Genomic DNA, 22026 nt, shown 5'->3' on the forward strand with positions numbered 1-22026 from the left:
GCTTAAAGGAACTTATAAGAAAAGCCTTTAAACCGATGTCCCCTAAACCGCCTGACGCACGATATCTCGAACTTGCCGGAAAATGGATGACCGGCACGATCACTTCTGAGGAACGGCAGGAGTTTGCCGACTGGTATAACCATAACCAGGACGAGGAAGTACAAATACCCACGTCGCACGCATCCGATGAACAGGAACACCGCGACCGTCTGCTAGCCGATATCCGTGACAGGATCTCACAGACCGAACATCGCCGGAGGTTCTGGCTATTCAGGCCATCGGTGGCAGCCGCCCTTGTGTTCCTTTTGCTGGGCGCAGGTGCTTATTTTTTAATGAAGCATCAGGCAATGGAGACAGACGTTCCGGTTTCGGTTGTGACGGACGTCGCGCCGGGAAGCGACAAGGCCACGCTTACGTTGGGAGACGGTTCAGTGCTTATACTGGACGAACTGGCTGACGGTGCGCTCAAACTGGAATCTCAGTTCAGCATCCGGAAGAAAGACGGCGAACTCATTTACGAGGCGAAAGAAGGCAGCAAGACCAGCGCGCCAACCTACAATACCATTTCAACACCACGCGGCGGACAGTTCAGGGTCGTACTGCCCGACGGCAGCAAGGTATGGCTCAACGCGTCGTCGTCGCTCAGATACCCCACTACATTCACCGGAAGCGAAAGGCCCGTGCGGCTTTGCGGCGAAGGTTATTTCGAAGTGGCCAAATCCCGCTTGAATGGCAGGTCGGTACCATTCCGGATCAACGTCAATGACCGCGAGACGGTGGAGGTTCTTGGGACGCATTTCAATATTATGGCTTATGCCGAAGAGCGTACGATCAAAACGACATTACTGGAAGGAAGCGTGCGCGTAACCAAGCCCGGAAAGCCAGGCAGCAGCCTGCTGCGGCCCGGACAGCAATGCGTGTATGACGGTAAAAAGGGATTTGTAGTCCGTAGCGACATAGATGCGCGAGAGTCTATTTCGTGGAAAAACGGCATTATTTCTTTCGAAGACGCGGATATCGAAACGATTATGCGACAGATTGAACGGTGGTACGATGTGCGGGTCGAATATCGGGGTGAAATCCCGCGACGCCTGTTTACCGGTGGTATTTCCCGAAAGTCAAACCTTTCTGGCGTACTCAAAGTGCTTGAACTGAACAATATCCATTTCGAAATCAGGAACAAAGTCATTCTTGTAAGCCCCTGAAAAGAAAACCGGAAGTGCGACCAACACTTCCGGCGACTACCCTCCCGAAAGACGGTAGATCAGGGCCAAACGAAGCGCCGGTAACCGGCAAAGAATCTTTCCACAGATTATTTTTTCATTTAACCCAAACGAAGCAAAAGTATGAATTTTTGTACTTACGGCATTTCTGTTGCCCAAAAAACAGGTCAGTTTTCCGGAATTCATTCCGCGAAACTGCCCACGCTGATCCGGCTGGATCCGGTCATCAAAAAACGAATCGTCATGCAGATCAAAATCACAGCCTTCCTGATCGCTTGCGCTTGCATACACGTTTTCGCGGACGGCAATGCGCAAACCGTTACCCTCTCGAAGAAAAATGCCTCGCTGGAAAAAGTATTTAAAGAAATCAAAAACCAGACGGGCTATATTTTCTGGTACGAAAGCCATATCCTGGATGCGTCCAGGAAGGTGAATATATCGGTCCGGAATGTACCGCTAGCGCAGGCATTGGATCTTTTGCTGCACAATGAGTTGCTGCAATATTCGATTATCGACAAGATGATCGTAATCAGGAAGAAGGAAATGTTGCGGCCTCAGCAGGGGATTGTGCCGATTCTGCGCCGGGACCAGGTACCGGATGCTTCGAATGGTTTTGCCAATAAAATCCCTCCCGGGCCAGGCAATAGAATCGGCGATTACCGCCTCCCCGATATCCGTGTACAGGGTAGGGTTGCCGACGAGCGGGGCGATGGGCTGCCCGGTGTAAGTGTATTGCAGAGAGACACGCAGCGGGGTACCACTACCGATGAAAGCGGAAACTTTCAGTTCGAAGTTCCTGACGGGAAAGCGGTGCTGGTTTTTTCATTTGTTGGCTATTTGCCCCAGGAAGTGCAGGTAGGAAGCCGGTCGAAGCTGGACATTACTTTAAAGGTGGATACGAAGGCACTCGAAGAGGTGGTGGTGGTGGGTTACGGTACGCAAAGGAAGTCCGACATCACAGGGGCCATTGCCTCGGTGAACGAACAATCGCTCCGCGATGTGCCCGTAACGAATTTGTCGGAAGCACTGCAGGGCCGGGCTGCCGGCATCGACATCCAGAAGAATGGCGGCAACAGCAAGCCCGGTTCCCCGCCGGTGATCAGGATCAGGGGTAACCGTTCCCTGGGAGCGGGAAACGATCCGCTGTTCGTGGTGGACGGACTGCCTTTCAACGGGAGTATCAATGACCTGAATCCCGATGACGTTGTTTCGGTTGAAGTGCTGAAAGACGCGTCTTCGACAGCCATCTACGGTTCACGCGGTGCTAATGGGGTGATACTTGTCACGACCAAAAGGGGGAAAGATGGCAATATGCAGGTGTCGTACAGCGGCTATGTGGGTGTTACCAAAAACCTGGGCAAGTTCCATATCATGAACGGGCCGCAATTTCGTGACCTTAAAAAATGGTCGAGGATCAACGGATCGGCGGCCGGTACTTACACCGGTCTCGATGATCCTAAGTTTTTGACCGACGGTACATTCGATCCGCAGGAAGTGGAGTCGATTAATATGAACAGAAGCACCGACTGGCAGGACCTGATTTACAAAACCGGCATCATGACCAACCACCAGGTGAGTGTTTCGGGCGGCACGGGCAAAACCCAGTATGCTTTTTCGGGAGGCTATTTCAAGGAAACGGGCATTTATCCCGGCCAGGCCTTCGACCGCTTTGCTGCCAAGCTGAGCATTGATCAGCAACTGGGACGTTTTATCAAGATCGGACTGAGTTCGATCAACACTTTTAGCCGGAACGAAGGTGAAAATGCCAATCCGATGGGGCAGGTGCTGCGCGCGAGCCCGCTGACGACCCCTTACGATGCCAATGGGAATTTGTGGGGTTTTGTGCCCGGAAGTGCCAATCAGGTATGGAACCCGCTCGCCAATTTCGTCGACGGGGCGGTAGTGGAAAACCGCCGCAGGCTCGGGACATTCACGACGCTTTATGCGGATGTCAATCTGGCCAAAGGGCTCCGGTACCGCTTCAATGCAGGGACAGAGGTACGCTCGGATGTGTACGGGAATTTTTACGGAAGCGCCACTTCGAACAACCTCGGTGGCTTATCGACTTCCCGCAACAGCACCGGCTTTCGCACAGACTATACGCTCGAAAATATGGTCATTTACGACAAAACGTTCGCCGGGCGCCATAAGCTCAATTTTACGGGATTATACAGTTTGCAGGAATCGCAGAATCAGACCAACGAGTTCAATAACAACACAATCCTGGCCGACGTGCTGGAAAACACCAATCCTCAACTGGGTGCAAACCTTACCGGTACGGGCAACTACGAGAAATGGGCGATCATATCTTACATGGGGCGGCTGAATTATGGATTCAATGATAAATACCTTGTCACGCTCACGATGCGTTCGGATGGCTCTTCCCGCCTGGCGCCCGGTAACAAATTTCATGTATTTCCATCGGCGGCCGTGGCCTGGAACCTGAGCGAGGAGCCGTTTATGAAAACAATGACCGAGGTAACGTTCCTTAAACTGCGTGCAAGTTATGGCACCGTGGGTAATCAGGGGATCAGCCCGTACTCGACGCTGGGCAGGCTGACGCCCCTGGTTTATAACTATGGTTCAACCAATGTTACCGGCACCTATCCGACCAACACGCCCAACCCGTCGCTCGAATGGGAGTATACCAGTTCGTTCAACGTAGGGCTGGATTTCGGGCTGCGTAACAATCGGATCAGCGGTTCGGTTGAATACTATCAGCAGAAAACCAATAACCTGCTTTTGCCGCAGAACCTGCCGCCTACCACCGGCATTCCCAATTCCATCCTGACAAATGTGGGTAAGACAGAGAACCAGGGTTTGGAGATACAGCTCAGCCTGATCAATATTCCCGGTAATGGCAGGGATAAATTCAGTTGGACCACAGACCTGAACTTTTTCCTGAACCGCGGAAAAATTGTGCAGCTGGCCAATAACGTAACGCGTGATATTGCCAACAACTGGTTTGTCGGAGAGCCTGTCGGAACCATTTTCGATTACAAAAAAACCGGCATCTGGCAAAACACCGCCGCAGATAGTGCCGCGGCCAAAAAGCTCGCCCTATCCGTGACCGGTACAGGGTCGGTTATCGGAACGATCAAAGTTGAAAACACCAACGGGGATGAAGTGATCAATGCCAACGACCGTGTTATCGTGGGTTCCCAGCAAGCAAAATGGCAGGGCGGGTTTACCAACCGTGTGGCTTACAAAGGCTTCGACTTTACGATAGTGGGTTTTGCACGGGTAGGAGGGTTACTGATCAGCCGGATGCATAACAGTGGCTTTGCCAATACATTTCAGGGAAACTACAACAATCTTGTGGTGGACTACTGGACACCGACAAATGGACAGAATTTCTACCCAAAACCGAACTCGGCTGCCACCAACACGCCATTCAATTCCACTATGGGGTATTTCAATGCGAGTTTTCTAAAAATCAGGAGTTTGAGCCTGGGTTACAATTTGCCACAGGGCCTCTTGAAACGGATCGGGTGTAAATCGGCCAGGCTTTATGCAACCGCCAACGATGCATTTATCCTCTTCTCGCCTTACCGCAATAAATACAATGGCATCGACCCGGAAGGCGGTTCCATCAACGTGGACACCCCAGCTACTTACTCCATGATCTTTGGTGTAAATGTATCTTTTTGAAATACAGTATTTTACATTTTAAGAATACGATCAATGAAAAAAATATTATCCATAGCAGCGGTTTGCCTTCTGGGATTCGGCATATTGCCTTCCTGTGACGAGAAGCTTATTGAAGAACCAAAATCGATCCTGACACCCGCATTTTTTAGTACGGCGCAAGGCTTCAGATCGGGGCTCGACGCGGCTTACGCCGGCACGCGTATGTTCTGGGGGAACCAGGACCTGTTCACCATCACCGTAATCGGCACCGACGAATTTTTTACCGGTCAGGACGGGAATAATAACATTAACAAGTACAACAGCAATTATCTTCCCAACAATGGGCAGGTGACGAATACCTGGACAAACTGCTACACATTCATCAATACCTGTAACGGACTGGTGGATAATGCCGAAAAAATAACTGGCATCGACGAGACCGAAAAGAAGAGGATGGTGGCTGAGGCCAAATTCCTCCGTGCGAATTTTTACTTTATTCTCGTGCAATTCTGGGGAGATGTGACGCTCAACAAGACTTTCCAGTCGCTGCCAAGTACGTCGGCTTCCCGTTCACCGATGGCCGAAGTGTATGATTTCATTATCGAGGACTTAAATGAGGCTGTCAAAACGCTGCCAGCAAGCCCGGTGACCGGTGGCGTGCTCCCAGGCAAAGCTACCGCTGCGGCCGCAAAACACCTGCTGGCGAAGGTGTACCTCACGCGTGCCGGGTCTGTCGCAGCCAAAGGCGATGATTACAAGAATGCCCATACCATCGCTACCGGGCTGATCGAAAGCGGCGCTTCGCTGGGCCTTGGCCTCTTGCAGGACTTTGGGCAGGTGCATGCGGAAGGCAATGAAGGCAGCAGGGAGGTATTGTGGACAGTTCAGCATACATCCAACCTTGCCTACAATGGCCCAAACAACAGCGGCGGTGCTGATAATGTGCTGAACCACATGTGGGTACCACAATATGAAAACCAGCCTGGGATGAAGCGGGACGTCAACTACGGGAGGCCGTATATCCGATGCGTGCCTACCCGCTGGCTTACCGACACGGTATTTGCCGACCGGACCAACGACACGCGTTATGGTAAAACATTTCAGACGGTCTGGTATTCCAATAATGCCGCGTCCATTTCCCGCTGGCCCGCGACGCTTCCGCCGGGTGCACCGGCCAATGCGCAGCCGGGTGGGTTGAAATTCAGTGTGGGTGACACGGCCATTTATATGCCCGGCAAAGATGTTTCCAACGCAGCCGTTGCTGCTGCGCCCTATTTGTTGATTCCACCAAAAAATTACACGATAAGGCTATCGCCGACCATGTTTAAATATTTCGACACCAAACGTGCCGACTTGAATTACCCGTCGATCCGACCAGTAATTGTATATCGGCTGGCGGAAACCTATCTGATTGCAGCGGAGGCGCTGCTCATGGACGGCCAGGCCGGCGCCGCGGTGCCATACATCAATGCGGTCCGTGAACGGGCGGCTTACCCGGGCGGGAATGCGCAGGTAATGCGGGTAAAAGCTTCCGATCTGACACTCGATTTTATCCTCGACGAGCGTTCCCGCGAACTATGTGGGGAGAATATGCGGTGGTGGGACCTCGTGCGGACCGGAAAGCTGGTTGAACGGGTGAAAAAGCACAATCTGGAAAGCGCGCCGAACATCCAGTCCCCCAAACATCTTTTGCGGCCCATTCCGCAAAACCAGGTAGATGCCGTGGTAACGGGCGATCCTTATCCGCAAAATCCCGGATGGTAATTGGGGTTTAGCAGAGCCGTGAAACGGCTCTGCCCCAAAATGTTCGTTACCTCACATCCATGCCGAACGTATTCTGAACGGCATCGAACCAGACTTCGTCTTCGGCTGCGTTCCAATCCACCCATTGCTCGTCGGTCATCGTGCCCCGCCATCCCAGAAACGGAGCGGCATCGGGCCCGACCGGGTGACGTAATTGCCAGGACGAGCTATCCGCAATTTCAAGAATTTTGTCCGCCACCATCGACGATGGTCTGGGGCTTTTGAGCGAAGCCTGGAACAGGCCTCCAAACCTGTTTACCTGCGGATAGATCGAACTGACGCCGGGTTTTAAAGCCTGGGCCATATCGGTATCGATGATTCCCGGCTGCACGATCACGACCCGGATATGATGCTGTTTCAGTTCCTGTGCCAATGCCTCACTCACCGCTTCGAGGGCATGCTTGGTGGGTGCATAAGCCCCGAGCGGCGTATTGGCGATCTTACCTGCAACGGAAGAAATATTGATGATACAGCCATCCCGGCTCGCACGCATTTGTGGAATGACTGCTTTCGTACATCGGAGCACACCGAAATAATTTGTTTCCATCACATCTCTGAAATCGGTCAGAGTCATCTCTTCGATGGACCCATGGCGCTCAATACCGGCATTGTTGACCAGTACATCGATCGTGTCAGTTTCCTCATAAATCGCATGAATGCAATCGTTGACCGATTCGTCCGAGTTGACATCCATTTTCAGGACTTTTATCGGCAAGGATTCTCTTGCCGCTGTTTCCTTCAGTTCGGCCACGCCGTCGGGATTACGTACCGTTGCAAATACATTGTAGCCGGCCCTTGCGAATGCAAGCGCAGTTTCGAACCCGATGCCCCTGCTGGCGCCGGTAATGATGGCTGATTTCATGAATTTGAATTTAAGAGGGTGTAACTGATTGATTTAATTGGCACGAAGGCCGTTAAAGCAAAGCCTTTTGGTCCGTTCTGACGGGTCTCGTGGAAGTAAATATGAGGATTTATTTTCAATAAGTTATTCTGTGTAATCAATTGATTATCAGAATATAAAAAGAAATAGTTTGTCACTTCCCAATGACAAACTATTGAAGGGAAAGGCGCTCGTTCTCAACCAGCAACGACTTGTCGAGCCGGTAAAATGTTTGTAGCCCGTCATTTTCAACGTCGAGCAAACCCAGTTCATACTTGCCCGGAGCGAGATCGTCACGGCGGATTACTGTATTGAAACCCGGCTTGTAATAGGCGCCGCCCGTCAGGAAATTTTTACGGCCTTCTATTTTTGGATTTGCACACATCAGGTGAACCACATGCTGCTTCGTGTTGCTCAAAACCAGAAAGCGATCGGCAAGGACGTGCTTTGGATGGGGGGCGTCGAGGCTGCTGATGAAAAACTGGTCGAAGGTTTCATTGCCGCCCCTGTTAGCCCGCTCCACCTGCCAGATTTCCACAAACATTTTGTAGACCCCATTAGCGGACGGGTTGGCCAGAAACATGGAATCAAGTTGATTCTTATCTGTAAATGATTTAGGCAATTGAAAGAAACCTTTCTCGTAGGCTGGTGTCAGGTAAAAATCTGCATTTTTCAGAATGCTTTTTTCTACGGAGAACATCGTCCGGTTAGTAGGCCAGTTATACAGGTCGGCAAGGTAGGTTGTTTTCTTGGCCGCCACCACGCCGGTAAAGTAATAATGTGAATAGCTCCAATAAAGGATACTGAGACCGGTCACAACAACCAGGACACTCGTTTTCTTAAAAAATGCTGTGTAATCCAGCATTAGAATATAAAACAACACAGTCGAAAGCGCGGCGTAGATCTGGAAGCGGCTCGCAATGGTGCTTCCCGTCCAGGACCGGAATAATGCGACTACCAAACTGGTCACTACAATAAACGCGAAAAGGGATAACAGTTCCACCGTTCCCGGTTTTATCGTGGCGGTTTTATTAAAGTAAGTCCCGGCAATCTTTACCAGGAGGTAGGTCATAAATGCGGTGATAACCAGGCCCCATACTATCGATAGTAATTTTGGGTGTGACCATAGCGACACTTCCGAACCGATGAACCCGAAAAAGGAAGCCAGAAAGGAAGCGGCATCTTTGGGTAATCTCACAGCCTGGCCGGATTCGTAGTCGACCAGATAAATTCCCAGGCAACCAACCATGGATACGAAAGTCATGATCGCTTTTCGGAAGTTTTTGAAACACAAAAAGTAAAAGATGATCGCTGCGAAGGAAAGAATGCCGTTGCCGTGCGTAAACGTCGCGAGGAAGCAGCAAAGCATGGCCATGTAGAATGCTCCTCGTATACGACTGGAAACCAGTAATATGGCTGTCACGGTAAAGGCAGTTAGAAACGTATGCTGCATACCGTTTAATGCCCAGCCAGAGATTTCATGAAACAAGGGCTGGAAAAACAGGAAGGGGACAGGCAGGAAGTAGTAAATGGGAAGGCGGGTTTTCCTGAACTGTATCAGAATAAAGCTGAATATATAGATCACGTTGATCAGAACCAGCAATATGTAGAATCGAAAATTTAGGTGTCCGGTAAGATTGTAATCGATGAGCGCGATCAGGCGGGGCACAGCTGCCTTGTGATCATTGAAAGTTCGAAAAAGCTCGTTTGTAATATCGCTAAAATTCAGTCCGCCATGCGAGACCACTTCGATAAACTGGATTAATAAAAAGTCATCCTGAAAGGGGAAATTAACAGAGAAGAAGAAATTATAAAGGAAGTAGGCAAGAACAACCAGGCCGATAGCCGCAACCGACAGAAAACGTAAAACCATAGTTTCAAAACCAAGAGATTCTGTCGACTCTCCCCTCAAAATCCGTGCCGCTTCGTGTATAAAACGCCCTGCGAACCAAAGGCTTGCAGGGCGTTGGTCAGGTTATACGATCGGGTCCCAGCCTTTGGCATACTCGCGTGACCATAGTTTCTCGGCCTCCTTATCGCCTATAATGTGCCCGTTTTTCGGGTCTATTTTCAGGTCGCGGCCCACGCGCCAGGCGATGTTGCCGAGCTGCATGGCTACCACGCTTTTGTAACCGAGTTCGACGTCGCAGTTGGGTTTGCGGTTGTTGCGGATCGCGTCCAGGAAATCGGCCACGTGGAGATTGTCCATGCCCAGGCTCGGACTGGCAAGGTTACGGCCCTGCATACCAGCTTCTTCTGTAGGGGAATTTACTTCCTTGATCAGCTTGCCGTCGAGGTCGTACACCTTGTAGCTGTCGCCACCGGTGTCTAAGCTGCCGTTTTCCCCGTAAAAAATGATCCCACGGTCCTGGCCTTCGATCTTGCGGCCGTTGGAACTTCTCGATTCCCAGATCAGCGAAATGCGGCCCGGGTAATCCATCGCGATCACCTGCGTGTCGGGCGTCTCCCAATCGTCCTTGAACTCGTACCGTCCGCCGATAGAGCTCACACGGGTGGGGAAGTCTACTCCCAAGCCCCAGCGCGCTACATCCACTTCATGCGTCCCGTTGTTAAGTGCCTCCCCGGTCCCCCAGTGCCAGAACCAATGCCAGTCGTAATGGATCAGACCTTCCTTATACGGCATACGCGGAGCCGGGCCCTGCCACAGTTCATAATCGAGCCAGGAAGGGACGGTGCCGGGTTTCAGGAAAGTGGCCTTGCGCTTGTTGGTATACCAGGTTTTAGCCAGGTACACCCGGCCGATAATGCCCTGATGTAATTGCTTGATGCCTTCCGTGAGCACCGGTGCGGACCTGCGCTGCGCGCCCATTTGCACCACGCGCTTGTGCTTGCGCGCGGCTTCAATCGCCAGCTCACCCTCGCGCGGGTTGTGGCTCAATGGCTTCTCCACATACACGTGCTTGCCCGCCTGGCAGCCCATGATCGTCAGTGGGGCGTGCCAGTGGTCGGGTGTGGCAATGTAAATGGCGTCTATGGATTTGTCGGCGAGTACTTTCCGGCAGTCTTTTTCTGATTTCGGCGTTGCGGTTTGTTTGGCGTCCATCACGGCCTGAATGGCTTTCGGGATAGCCCGTTCGTCCACGTCACACACGATACCCACTTCGGCATTCTTCTGACCGGCGAAAGTCGCGCTCATACTCTTGCCACGGCTGTTAACCCCGATCGTCGCTACGCGGATCAGGTCGTTGGCACCGACAATGCGGTTATAGCTTTTTGCACTGAAACCCATAGCCGTGCCGCCGATAGCTACGCCCAGCGTTCCTGCGGCGGTCGTTTTCAAAAATTCGCGTCTGTTTGCCATGATTTATAATGCTTTGATTTTGATGTTTTTGAATGAAACCTCGGCCCCGTGTTCCTGTAACAGGATATGGCCCTTTTCCACCGATCCGAATGCCGGAACAGCCTTGTTGAATTTACTAAGTGCCACGGCGTCAATATATACCTTTCCGCTTCGGGTAAATTCAAGGATTTTTACGCCATTGAGATAATGCTGCACGTTTTTACCCTTGGCTACAATGCGCAGGGTGTTCCATTGACCAGGCGCGTGCACTTTCTTTTTGGATTCGTCGGGCGGCATGACGTCGTAGAAAGAGCCGGTGAGGTGGTTGGCTTTCTTGTTGTCCTCGGCCAGCTTGTCGTCGAGGATCTGGTATTCGAAGCCCAGGTTACCGCCTTGTTCGTATTTGGTAAAAAAATATTTGAGGCCGCTGTTGCCCTCTGGCGCAATGTTGAAATCGGCTTTGAGGTCGAAGTCGGAGAACTCGCCGTCGCTGACGATGTCGCCGCCCTTACCACCTTCTTTTGTTGAAAGGGTGCCGTTTCTGACTTCCCAGCCTGCGGGCACCGGTTTGCCGCCGGTGGTGGCCCAGCCTTTGGTGGAGGCGCCGTCGAACAGAAGCACCCAGCCTTCTTTCTTTTCTTTCGGAGTGAGCGCGTTGTCTTTTTGGGCAAAGGCGGCGGAGATGAACATCCAGGCGAGTATTCCGCCCGCGAACACGCGTAGCATTTTGGATTGCATTGACATTAGTAACCAGGGTTTTGTTTGATTTTTTCGGGATTGGACTGGATCACCTGCAACGGGATCGGGAACAGCAGCATATTATCGCTCCATGTGGCCGGATTGAAGCCATTTTGCTCTTTCTGCTCCTGGCTCATGACCGCCTTCGCACGTTCGGTACGCACAAGGTCGAACCAGCGGTGGTTTTCGAAAGCCAGCTCCACGCGGCGTTCTTTCTCAATGGCCAGCAGAAAATCCGCATCCGAGGTGAATGCAGGGTAATCGGCTAATGCGCCCGCAGTCGCACCCGCGCTGTTACGCGCGCGCTGGCGGATCTTGTTCAGATAGAGGAGGGCAGTGGCTTGCTGTTTTCCCTGGCGCACGAGCGCTTCGGAATAGAGCAGATAAATGTCGGCCAGGCGTAGTTCGGGCCAGTTGTTATCATTGTCGGGCGCGACGGAGAACGAAACATCGTAATACTTTTTGACATACTTTTCATTGACCTGCTGCCCGCCGGGGTCGGATACGTAGCCGTCGGCCATGGAAATGGCCTTTCGGGGATCGCCTTTCTCGTAAGCAGCCGACATGGAAGGGCTTGGTGCGTTGAAACCTGATTTGTCGCCTACCGGGATCACCTCTTTGTTGGAAAAGCGTGGCGCAAAATCGTTGCTCCAAGGACTGCCGGTCACGATGGGCGCGGGGCCGCCTTTTTTATATTGTACTTCAAAAAGCGATTCTGAATTGTTTTCGTTTTTGACATCGAAAACGGCCCTGTAATCCGGCAAAAGCGAATATTGCTGGTCATTGATCACTTCCAGTGCTTTGGCTTCTGCTAACGCATAATGCGAAGCACCTTTTTTCAGCGGATAACCCGCCATAAACATGTACACTTTGGCAAGCAAGCCTTTGGCACCGCCCATTGTCACACGCCCGCGGTCGGCTGAGGCATAGGTGGCCGGAAGATTGGCTTCGGCGAATTTCAAATCTTCCACCACCAAATTGTAAATCTCTTCCACAGGCACCCGGCCAAGGGTGTAAGCTTCCTGAACGGAAATTTGCTTATCGACCTTCGGCACATCGCCGTAAATCCTGACCAGCCAGAAATACACCAATGCACGTAGGAAACGCGCCTCGGCTTTGTATTGGTTTTTCAATTTCTCGTCCCGGAATGCGACGGCGTCGATCTTATCAAGCACGATGTTGCTGCGCAGGATGGTGATATAGCTGCGGTTCCAGAGGTTGAGGATGTTCTGGTTGTCGGAAAGCAGCACATCGCCGAAGTTGTCGATAGAAGTCATGTCCTTCGAACTGCCCGGCACCCAGGAAAAAGTTGTATTGTCCGAGCGGATCTCGCCGGTGTAAATGTAGAGCTGGTTGTACAGGTCGCGGAGCGAGGAGTAGGGCGACATTACCGCCTGGTTCATATCCTGCTCGGTTTTATAAAAATTGCCCGCATTCATATCGGATATGGGTTGCAGGTCTATAAAGCTTTCCTTGCACGACAACGACGACGCGACGAGGAATGCTGCTATAATATATCTTTTCATAAGAATGAATTTTACCGGAAAATAATCAGAATGTTACATTAAGCCCTGCAATGACTGTCCGCGCGGCCGGATAGCCCAGGTAATCGCCGCCCCGTGAAAGGCCATTTCCTTCGCTGCTAGTTTCAGGGTCGAAACCCGGGTATTTGGTGAATGTGTACAGGTTCTGGCCTGTCACGTACAGACGCAGCGAACGCACTTTAATGCGTTGCAGCATCTCGCTAGCGAAAGTATAGCCCAGCGACACGTTGCGTATACGCAGGAACGAACCATTCTCCACCCAGTAGCTCGATGGCTCCTTCTGCAAACCTTTCGGGTCACGGTTAGCCCGCAGGATATCACCCGACCCTGGCTCTTCTTCCGACCGCCACCGGTCTTTCAGCTTCGCACGGCCATTGCGGTCGCCATGGTAAATGCCGATCATCCGGTTGAAAAAGCTGAACAGTTTCGCACCCTGAGAGCCGGTTAGCTGCACATTGAGGTCGAAGCCTTTGTAGGAAAAATCATTTCCGAAACCATAAATGAACTTCGGCTGGTTGCTGCCCAGGAAGGTTTTGTCGGAAGCGGTGATCTGGCCGTCTTTGTTGACGTCCACATAGCGGGGATCGCCGGGACGGTCGTTCACGAGGTGGGGCGCAGCGTCGAGTTCAGCCTGATTTCTGAAAACACCATCATATTGATAACCAAAATAGGTAGCGATGGGCTGGCCGATGGTTGTAATGAAGGTATTGTTCGCATTGGCCGCACCTGCGTAGATCGGGCGGGCGTCGGAGCCGAGTGCGAGGACCCTGTTCCGGTTAAAAGAAATGTTGAAATCAGTCGACCATTTAAATGCGCCTACGGAGTTGCGGGTGCGGACAAGGTATTCCATCCCCTTGTTCTGTACTTTTCCGATGTTTTGCAGCTGGGTAGCATAGCCGCTGATCGTCGGTACCGGCACATCCAGGAGCAAATCCACGGACTTACTATTATAAAAATCCGCTTCTAAACGCACACGGTCGCGGAAAAGGCCGAGTTCGAGGCCCAGGTTCCATTGCATGGTTTTCTCCCAGCCAAGGAGGGAGTTGGGATAATTCAAAGGGTTCACCGCATTCACAAGCGTGTTGTTCAGCGGATAGTAATTCACGACCGTGCGCGCAATGGCGTCGTAATCGCCGATCTTGTTGTTCCCTACCAAACCCCAGCTTCCGCGGATTTTCAGGTCGGAGATCTGGCTTACATTCTGCATGAACGCCTCGTTACTCACGCGCCAGCCGACAGACGCGGAGGGGAATGTGCCCCATTTGTTTTCCGAACCGAAGCGGGAGGAACCGTCGCGACGGATGCTGGCCGAGAACAGGTATTTATCGTCGTACGAATAGGTCAGGCGGCTCAGGTAGGAGATCAACGAATTGCGGTATTCGGTGCTGGTACCACCTACGATCTGCCCGGCACTCAAAGTGCGCACGGCGTCGTTCGGGAAGTTCTGGGCGCGCAGCTGGTTCCTTTCTCCAAATGATTTCTGGGCCGTGTAACCCGCGAGCAGGTTGAAATTGTGCTTTTCGGCCAGGGTTTTAGACCAGGTCAATGTATGCTCGTTCAGCCAGTTGCCGCCAAACCACGTTTCGCTACGCGCATTTGCAATGCGGGGTGCACGCGAGCCGTCGGTGTCTACAAACGAAGGTTGGTAGTATTTTAACCGGCGGTTTTCAAGGTTCGCATTCAAGCTGATGCGGTATTTCAATCCGGGAACAATCTCGTAGTCCGCATATACCGAGCCTATTACGGCATTCTTTTTGGTGAAATTCGTCACATTCTCCGCAATGCTCACCGGGTTGGCTACGTCGCCCGCCCAGATTTCCGGGTTGCGGACCTGTGAGCCGTAGGTGCCGTCGGCGTTACGCAAGGGATAAATCGGCGGCAGGTACAATGCGTAGGCAAGTGGGCTGTCCTTCCCATTGGCCAGTTCATTGTTTTCGGAGTAATAAGAGCTCACCGCCACGCCCACTTCCAGCTTTTTGGTCACATTGCTCGTGATGTTGGCCCTGATATTATATCTTTTGAAATCGGTGTTGATCAGAATGCCCTGCTGGTTGGTATAACTTCCCGAAACAGCATAGCGCACCTTTTCGGAACCGCCATTTACTGAAAGCTCGTGTTTTTGGGTAGATGCGTTGCGGAAAATCTCGTCCTGCCAGTTGATGTCCGGGAATTTGGACGGGTCATTAAATGCTTCGGGGATAATGTAAAAGTTTGAATTCGTGTATTTGGACCGCATTTCATTACTGTCGTGGATCGTATGCACCGGATCGCCGGGCATGGGTGTGCGGTCGAGCCAGGCCTGGTTGTGGCCGTCTTTGAAAAACTCGATATACTCCCGGGTATTCATCATATCAATCTTCCGGGCGACCTGCTGCACGCCGAAGAAGGTGTTGAATGAAACCGTCGGAGCGCCTGCGCTGCCTTTTTTGGTCGTAATGATCACAACCCCGTTAGCGCCTCGGGAACCATAAATGGCGGTCGACGAAGCGTCTTTGAGTACCTGAATGCTTTCAATATCGGAGCTGTTGACCAGGGAGAACGCACTGCTGTCGATGGGATAGCCGTCTATCACATAAAGCGGTGAGCTACTGGCCGAAATGGAGCCCGTGCCCCGGATACGTATGCTCAGGCCCTCGCCACCCGGTGCGCCATTGGTTTGCTGCACCTGTACACCGGCCATTTGTCCTACCAAAGCCTCGCCATAGGAAACGGAAGCTTTGCTTTTCAGTTTATCGGCTGAAATGGTGGCCACTGCGCCCGTCAGATCCCCTTTTTTCAAAGCACCGTACCCGATCACGACCACCTCGTTCAAGGCTTTGCTATCCACTTTCATCGGCACGTCGATCACGCTTTGGTTGCCTACCGTGATCTCCTGAGATACATACCCGACAAACGACAATACCAGCACCGATTGCGCATGACCGACCTCAATGGAAAATTTTCCCTCGATATCCGTCACCGTCCCGCGCTGCGTGCCTTTTTCGACCACACTCACACCCGGTAAGCCGTCTCCCTTTTCATCGGTAACCCGCCCCGTTACGGACAGGTCAGCTTTTCGGGCCCCGTCCGGCCCCGGTCCGTTTCCCGATTGCAGCAGGATTTGCCCGCCTACCAGGCGGTATGAAATATTGTACGGGCGCAATACCAGGTTTAGTACCTCGGACAATTTGCGGTCGGTAGCCGAAATGCTCACTTTCCGCTCGGCCTGGATCGTGTTGGAACTGTACACGAACTTCACGCTTGCAATGCCCTCGATCCGGTCGAGCACTTTGCGGAGCTCCTGGTTCTCGGCTTTAATGGAAATGGAATGGTCGAGCAGGTCCTGCGTGCGTACCTCGCGCGCGAACCCGATCGTCATGGCCATGCCCATCAGCAACGAATGGAGTAGGGTTATCCTCATAATATGTCGAAGCAGAGGATGAAGAAGTATCGGTTTTTTCATTAATTTTGAATGTTTTGTTAAGGTTTCAGAAAAGTTTGGCAAAACCCCTCCCGTTCATCTTCGCAGATGAGGACCCGGCCAGGTTCAGAGAGGGAATCGGAGTCGAAGGTGGTCTCAACACACTCGGCTCTTTTTCTTTTTAGAAAAGTCATGGTTTAATGCATAGGCAGGGAATTAGGTGTCAAAAAGGTTAAAGGGTTTCGGTTCTGCGTATGTAATCGTTCAGGAATAGTTGTCTCGGTTTCAGTTTAAAGGTGTTACGGACAGCCCTTTCCGCTCAGGTATATTTTAGTGCCTTTAACGGTATACGTCGCATTGACCGACGCTGCAATCAGGTCCAGTTGGGTAAACATCGGCTGCTTATTGATGTCGGCGGTAAAAAGGCAGTTTTTTAACTTTTCGCTGGTTAAAACGATATCAATCCCGTAGGCTTTTTCGAGGGTTTGAGCCACTTCGCCCAGACGCGTATCGTCGAAAACAAATGCGGTTTTATAGCCATCACCAGCAACAGGCCGCTTAACAAGCATAGCCGCGAAAATCTTCCCGGGTGCGTACTTCACGCTCTGGTTCCGGCTCAGGATCACACCGCTGACAAGGTCACCGGCATTGGCCTCTTTTTCTTTGTCTTTTTGAAAAACAGATACTTTTCCTGTCACTACCGACACTTCCACATCGCTGCTGGCCTGTGATCTGTTTATCCAGAAACTCGTCCCCAACACCTTTGTCGTGATCTCGCCGGTATACACCAGAAATGGCTTCCGTTCATCCCGCGTGACTTCAAAAAATGCCTTTCCCTTTAAATATATTTCACGCTTATAATTCTGAAAATCAGCCGGGTATCTGATAGTGCTTTGCGGTTGCAGGCTCACCCGCGAGCCATCGGAAAGTAATACCCACACAGGTTCGCCGGTGGTGTTGGTTTTGGTAAGCAGGTTGGCCGGTGCTTCTGCCGCGAGCCGATCACCATTGTCAACGGTATTTCTGACGCTCCATTCGTAGCCGCCCCAGGCAACCAGCACCAACACCGCCGCGGCCACCCACCGCCATTTGAAGAAAAAATGAAGTGGTTTCGTGCCTGCAAATACCTTGGGAATCTTTTCGGTCTGGGACGCGGTTTGGAATCTGGTCGCCGACTGGGTCCGGGCCTGGATAGCCTGCCATAGCCTTGCTTCTGTTTCCTGCGACTGCCGGTCGGTAAAATCTGCTCCGTCACCGTCTATCAATGCGAACCACTGATCCACCAGCTTCGCTTCCCGTTCGGTGCATTCACCCGAACGGTAGCGGGTTAGTAAATGATGAAAATGACGCTTGTTCATAGGTAACGAGTGATTTGATTAGAAGACTGAAAAAAGTCCCCATACCGCAAAATAGAAAATAAATTATTTGAATATTTATATTAAATGGCTGGATTTTGCCCAAATATTCTTCAAAATTTACCAGCGGCCAGGAAGCCGATCATCAGGAAGATAAATTCTTTGAGCAAAGTTTTGAGCTTCCGTAGTGCCTGGGTGATGTGATACTCGACGGTCCGCTCGGGCATTCCAAGGAGCGAGGAGATCTGGCGAACGGTATTTCCCTCGAGGCGACTGAGTACAAAGACTCTGCGTGTTTTTTCGGGAAGCTGTCCGACTGCCTGTTCCATCGCCTGTTCCAGTTCGTCGAGGAAAATCGGGTATTCAGGCTCGCTGGCCGAGTCCACGGAATCGAGCGCGGTGAAGGCTTTTTCTTTGAAGTGGTCGATGACGCGGTTCCGGACCGCGGTGAAAAGGTAGGTTTGCAAGTTCTTGATGTGCAACGAATCTCTTCTCTCCCAAAGGGTTACGAAAAGCTCCTGGACTATCTCTCCGGCCGTATCCGCATCGTGTGTTTTGGTGCAGGCGAAATCATGCAGTCGTTTCCAGTAACGACGGTAAATGTCTTCAAAAGCTTGCGGATCGTTATTTCCGAGGCGTTCCAGTAGTTGTGCGTCGTCCGGAAGTAGCGGTTGCATGGGTAATCGTACAAAAGTGGTTTCGGTCATTGAGTATGCGGCCTGTTCGGGACGCCGAATCGTCGGAGGCTTGCGTCTAATAAGTATATTTGTTAAAGTTCATACTTGGAATGGGCCGGAAGCAGAGCAGTTCTGTGAAAAAAATCATATCGGTTTCGTTATACCTCTCTCAGGTTCGTCTGGTTTTCAATCACCAATATTTTCATAACGGCTACAGATCGGCCATAAAGCTGGAAAGAACCTGGAAACTGCGGTCAGCCGCCGAAATCCTGTCCGGTTTTGCAGTGGCCTTGTTCATTTCTGGACAAGGCATTATACTGCCAAAAGCCTAAAAACTAACTTTTTGCTCCTTGCAAGCCGGTTTAAGGTTTTTGGCCGGGTATTTGTATAGACTTTGTCATACAAATACTCCATCTGATTTTATTGCTATGAAAAGAGCTTTTTTAGGAGAGTTGGAAGAACTGGTGTTACTGACGGTAGCCGCTCTCCAGGAGCAGGCCTATTGCGCATCGGTTACGCAAACCATTGAGCAGCAGATGGCGCGGAGCATCAGCTTTCCAACCGTGCACGTAACGCTGCAACGGCTGGAAGAAAAGGGCTTCGCAATCTCGCGGATGGGCGGTGCTACGGCCGAGCGGGGAGGGAGGCAAAAGCGCTTGTTTACGGTCACCGCGGCCGGACAACGGGCCTTGATCGAGTGCCGGGCAATGCGCAGCCAGTTGTGGGAACAGATTCCAACGCAGGTATTGGAGCTATGGGGCGCGTAGACAATAAAAATTACCCCGGGCCGCCGCGTTGGGCTGCCTGGTTGCTGAGCCGTCTCGGGCCGGAGGGTTTGGAGGACGAACTGCAAGGCGATATGCAGGAAATGCATGCATTCTGGTGCAGGACTGCAGGTTTGCGGAAAGCCAACTGGCGCTATTTGCTGGCGGTCATGCGTTTGATCCGGCCCTTTTCACGTTCCAAAGCCCGAAAACTTAAATCTCAACCGGAATACCGGACCACCTTTATTTTTCAACCTGCTATGCTTCGTAACTATTTCAAAATCGCCTGGCGAAACCTGGCCAAAAACAAGGTGTATTCGGTTATCAATATCGGTGGCCTGGCCGCAGGAATGGCTGTCGCTATCCTGATCGGGCTTTGGATTTATGACGAGCTTTCCTTCGACCGGTATTTTCAGAATTACAACCGCATCGCCAAAGTCATGCAGCGTGGGACTTTCAATGGGGAAGTGTTTCATGGCGAATATAATCCGGCGCCTATGGGTACGGAACTGCGGACAGTTTATGGTGATGATTTTGAACACGTGATCATGTCGTCCTGGACCAAAGATCATATCCTGGCGCATGGCGACAAGAAATTTACCAAAACGGGCAACTACCTCAGTGCGGATGCCCCGGATATGCTGGCGTTGAAAATGCGGAGCGGCACCAGGGCGGGGTTAAAAGACCCTTCATCCATTCTGTTGTCCGAATCGGCCGCACAGGCACTTTTTGGCGAAACCGATCCATTGGGCAAGATCATGAAAATCGATAACAGGCTGAATGTGACGGTAACCGGGGTTTATGAAGATTTTCCATACAATACCGAGTTCCGGGATATGAAATTCATTGCTCCCTGGGACTTATACGTATCATCGGAGCAGTGGGTAAAAAGGGCTCAGGACAATGCGGAGTGGGGGAACTTCTCCTGGCAGGTACTGGCCCAGATTGCTCCCAATACTGATTTTGATGCCATTTCTGCCAAAATCAAAGACATTCGGCTGAAACACAATCCTGAGGTAGCGTTCCTGAAACCACAGGTTTACCTTCTTCCGATGAGCAAGTGGCATCTATACTCAGGCTGGGACAAAGCCGGTAACCTGGAAGGGAGGTTCCAGTATGTCTGGTTATTCGGCATCATTGGGACATTTGTGCTGCTGCTGGCCTGTATCAATTTTATGAATCTTTCCACTGCAAGGAGTGAAAAGCGAGCCAAGGAAGTCGGTATTCGTAAAGCGGTCGGATCGTTACGTAACCAATTGATCAGTCAGTTTTTCAGCGAATCGCTGCTGGTGGTGGCTTTCGCATTTTTACTGGCCATATTGATGGTACTATTGATACTACCACTTTTTAATGATGTCGCTGATAAACAGATTAGTATTTTATGGTCTAATCCGTTCTTTTGGCTTTGTGGCATTGGTTTCAGCTTGCTGACGGGCTTGATCGCGGGCAGTTATCCGGCACTTTACCTGTCGTCTTTCCAGGCGGTAAAAGTACTGAAAGGTACCTTCCGGGTGGGCCGGTTCGCATCGGTTCCCCGTCAGATGCTGGTGGTGGTCCAATTTACGGTTTCGGTCACGTTGATCATCGGCACGATCATCGTGTTCCGGCAAATCCAGTACGCCAAAAACCGGCCGGTCGGCTATGACCGCAATGGGCTGATTACCGTGGCCATCAACACGCCCGAATTGCAAGCCCACTATAACGCCCTCCGCGATGCCCTGATACAAACCGGGGCCGTTACCGATATGTCGACTTCGTCTGCTCCTGCAACGGACCTGAATTCTCAGAATAGCGGGTTTAGCTGGGAGGGAAAAGATCCCAACTTCAAGGAAAACTTCGGGACCATTGCCGTTTCCCATGATTTCGGCAAAACGGTTGGCTGGCAGTTTGTAGCGGGCCGCGATCTTTCCCGCCAATTCGCGGGTGATTCATCGGGTATGGTATTAAATGAAACGGCCGTCCGCTACATGGGCCTGAAAGATCCGGTGGGAAAGACAGTCAAATGGGGCGATAAAGCGTTTCAGGTGGTGGGTGTCATTAAAGATATGATTATGGAATCTCCGTTTAAAACCGTAACACAAACAGTTTATCATTTGAATTATGGCTGGGCGAACGTCATTAATATCAAGCTTAATCCCGCTCATAACAACAGCGAGTCACTGGCGGCAATCGAAGGCGTATTCCGGAAATTCAATCCTGGCAGTCCCTTCGACTATCGGTTTACCGATCAGCAATATGCCTTGAAGTTTGCCGCGGAGGAACGCATTGGCAAGCTGGCATCCGGTTTTGCAATACTGGCGATTCTCATTAGTTGCCTGGGACTGTTCGGATTGGCTTCCTTTGTCGCCGAGCAACGGACCAAGGAGATTGGCGTTCGAAAAGTGCTTGGCGCATCGGTGGCCAATGTGTGGGCGCTGCTTTCCAGGGACTTTGTGGTGCTGGTCACCATCGCGTTCGGGATCGCGACCCCTATTGCCTGGTCCGTACTGAGCAACTGGCTCCAGAAGTATGAATACCATACCGAGATTTCATGGTGGATTTTCGCTGTTTCGGGCGGAGGCGCCTTACTTGTCACACTGCTGACAGTGAGCTTCCAAAGTGTCCGTGCAGCATTGGTTAATCCTGTCAAATCCCTTCGCTCCGAATAAAAATTAATGGTTGACAAAAAGCCGGAAGCATTACCTCCGGCTTTTTGATCATACCAGTTCCGA

Annotated in this window: 13 protein-coding genes; 5 read left to right on the forward strand and 8 right to left on the reverse strand. The window is 51.5% G+C overall.

Annotated features, from left to right (window positions below; genetic code table 11):
• Positions 1-35 precede the first annotated feature (35 nt).
• From LZD49_RS20800 to LZD49_RS20810, 3 genes are all read left to right on the forward strand, one after another.
• Positions 36-1205, forward strand: coding sequence for a FecR domain-containing protein (locus tag LZD49_RS20800; RefSeq protein WP_234669565.1), 1170 nt, complete (start codon positions 36-38; stop codon positions 1203-1205).
• 141 nt (positions 1206-1346) lie between these two features.
• Positions 1347-4874 (forward strand): TonB-dependent receptor, encoded by a 3528-nt coding sequence (locus LZD49_RS20805; RefSeq protein WP_234669567.1) that lies wholly within the window; start codon positions 1347-1349, stop codon positions 4872-4874.
• Between the two features lie 33 nt (positions 4875-4907).
• Entirely contained in the window at positions 4908-6617 is a 1710-nt protein-coding gene (locus LZD49_RS20810) for a RagB/SusD family nutrient uptake outer membrane protein (RefSeq protein WP_234669569.1), read from the forward strand.
• Positions 6618-6663: 46 nt separating this feature from the next.
• Here the strand turns inward: LZD49_RS20810 and LZD49_RS20815 are convergent, their stop codons facing one another.
• The 8 genes from LZD49_RS20815 to LZD49_RS20850 form a co-directional block, all read right to left on the reverse strand.
• The gene (locus LZD49_RS20815) at positions 6664-7518 is read right to left on the reverse strand and encodes an SDR family oxidoreductase (protein WP_234669571.1); all 855 of its coding nucleotides are present in this window, start codon (positions 7516-7518) and stop codon (positions 6664-6666) included.
• A gap of 190 nt (positions 7519-7708) precedes the next feature.
• Positions 7709-9409 (reverse strand): hypothetical protein, encoded by a 1701-nt coding sequence (locus LZD49_RS20820; RefSeq protein ID WP_234669573.1) that lies wholly within the window; start codon positions 9407-9409, stop codon positions 7709-7711.
• A gap of 102 nt (positions 9410-9511) precedes the next feature.
• Positions 9512-10858, reverse strand: coding sequence for a Gfo/Idh/MocA family oxidoreductase (locus LZD49_RS20825; RefSeq protein ID WP_234669574.1), 1347 nt, complete (start codon positions 10856-10858; stop codon positions 9512-9514).
• A 3-nt stretch (positions 10859-10861) separates the two neighbouring features.
• Positions 10862-11581, reverse strand: a complete 720-nt coding sequence (locus LZD49_RS20830; RefSeq protein ID WP_234669575.1) for a DUF1080 domain-containing protein — start codon at positions 11579-11581, stop codon at positions 10862-10864.
• The gene (locus LZD49_RS20835) at positions 11581-13101 is read right to left on the reverse strand and encodes a RagB/SusD family nutrient uptake outer membrane protein (protein WP_234669577.1); all 1521 of its coding nucleotides are present in this window, start codon (positions 13099-13101) and stop codon (positions 11581-11583) included. Before LZD49_RS20835 ends, LZD49_RS20830 begins: the two co-directional genes overlap by 1 nt.
• Positions 13102-13126: 25 nt before the next feature.
• Complete coding sequence (locus LZD49_RS20840; protein WP_234669579.1) at positions 13127-16519, reverse strand: TonB-dependent receptor; 3393 nt, start codon at positions 16517-16519, stop codon at positions 13127-13129.
• 299 nt (positions 16520-16818) lie between these two features.
• Entirely contained in the window at positions 16819-17877 is a 1059-nt protein-coding gene (locus LZD49_RS20845) for a FecR family protein (RefSeq protein ID WP_234669580.1), read from the reverse strand.
• Between the two features lie 110 nt (positions 17878-17987).
• Complete coding sequence (locus tag LZD49_RS20850) at positions 17988-18551, reverse strand: RNA polymerase sigma-70 factor (protein WP_234669582.1); 564 nt, start codon at positions 18549-18551, stop codon at positions 17988-17990.
• Positions 18552-18979: 428 nt separating this feature from the next.
• Here LZD49_RS20850 and LZD49_RS20855 point away from each other — a divergent pair, with 428 nt between their 5' ends.
• Both LZD49_RS20855 and LZD49_RS20860 read left to right on the forward strand, forming a co-directional pair.
• Entirely contained in the window at positions 18980-19318 is a 339-nt protein-coding gene (locus LZD49_RS20855; RefSeq protein WP_234669719.1) for a PadR family transcriptional regulator, read from the forward strand.
• Positions 19306-21963, forward strand: coding sequence for an ABC transporter permease (locus LZD49_RS20860; protein ID WP_234669720.1), 2658 nt, complete (start codon positions 19306-19308; stop codon positions 21961-21963). Before LZD49_RS20855 ends, LZD49_RS20860 begins: the two co-directional genes overlap by 13 nt.
• Positions 21964-22026 lie beyond the last annotated feature (63 nt).

It is taken from the genome of Dyadobacter sp. CY261 (assembly GCF_021440085.1).
In the GTDB taxonomy this organism is placed as follows: Bacteria; Bacteroidota; Bacteroidia; order Cytophagales; family Spirosomataceae; genus Dyadobacter.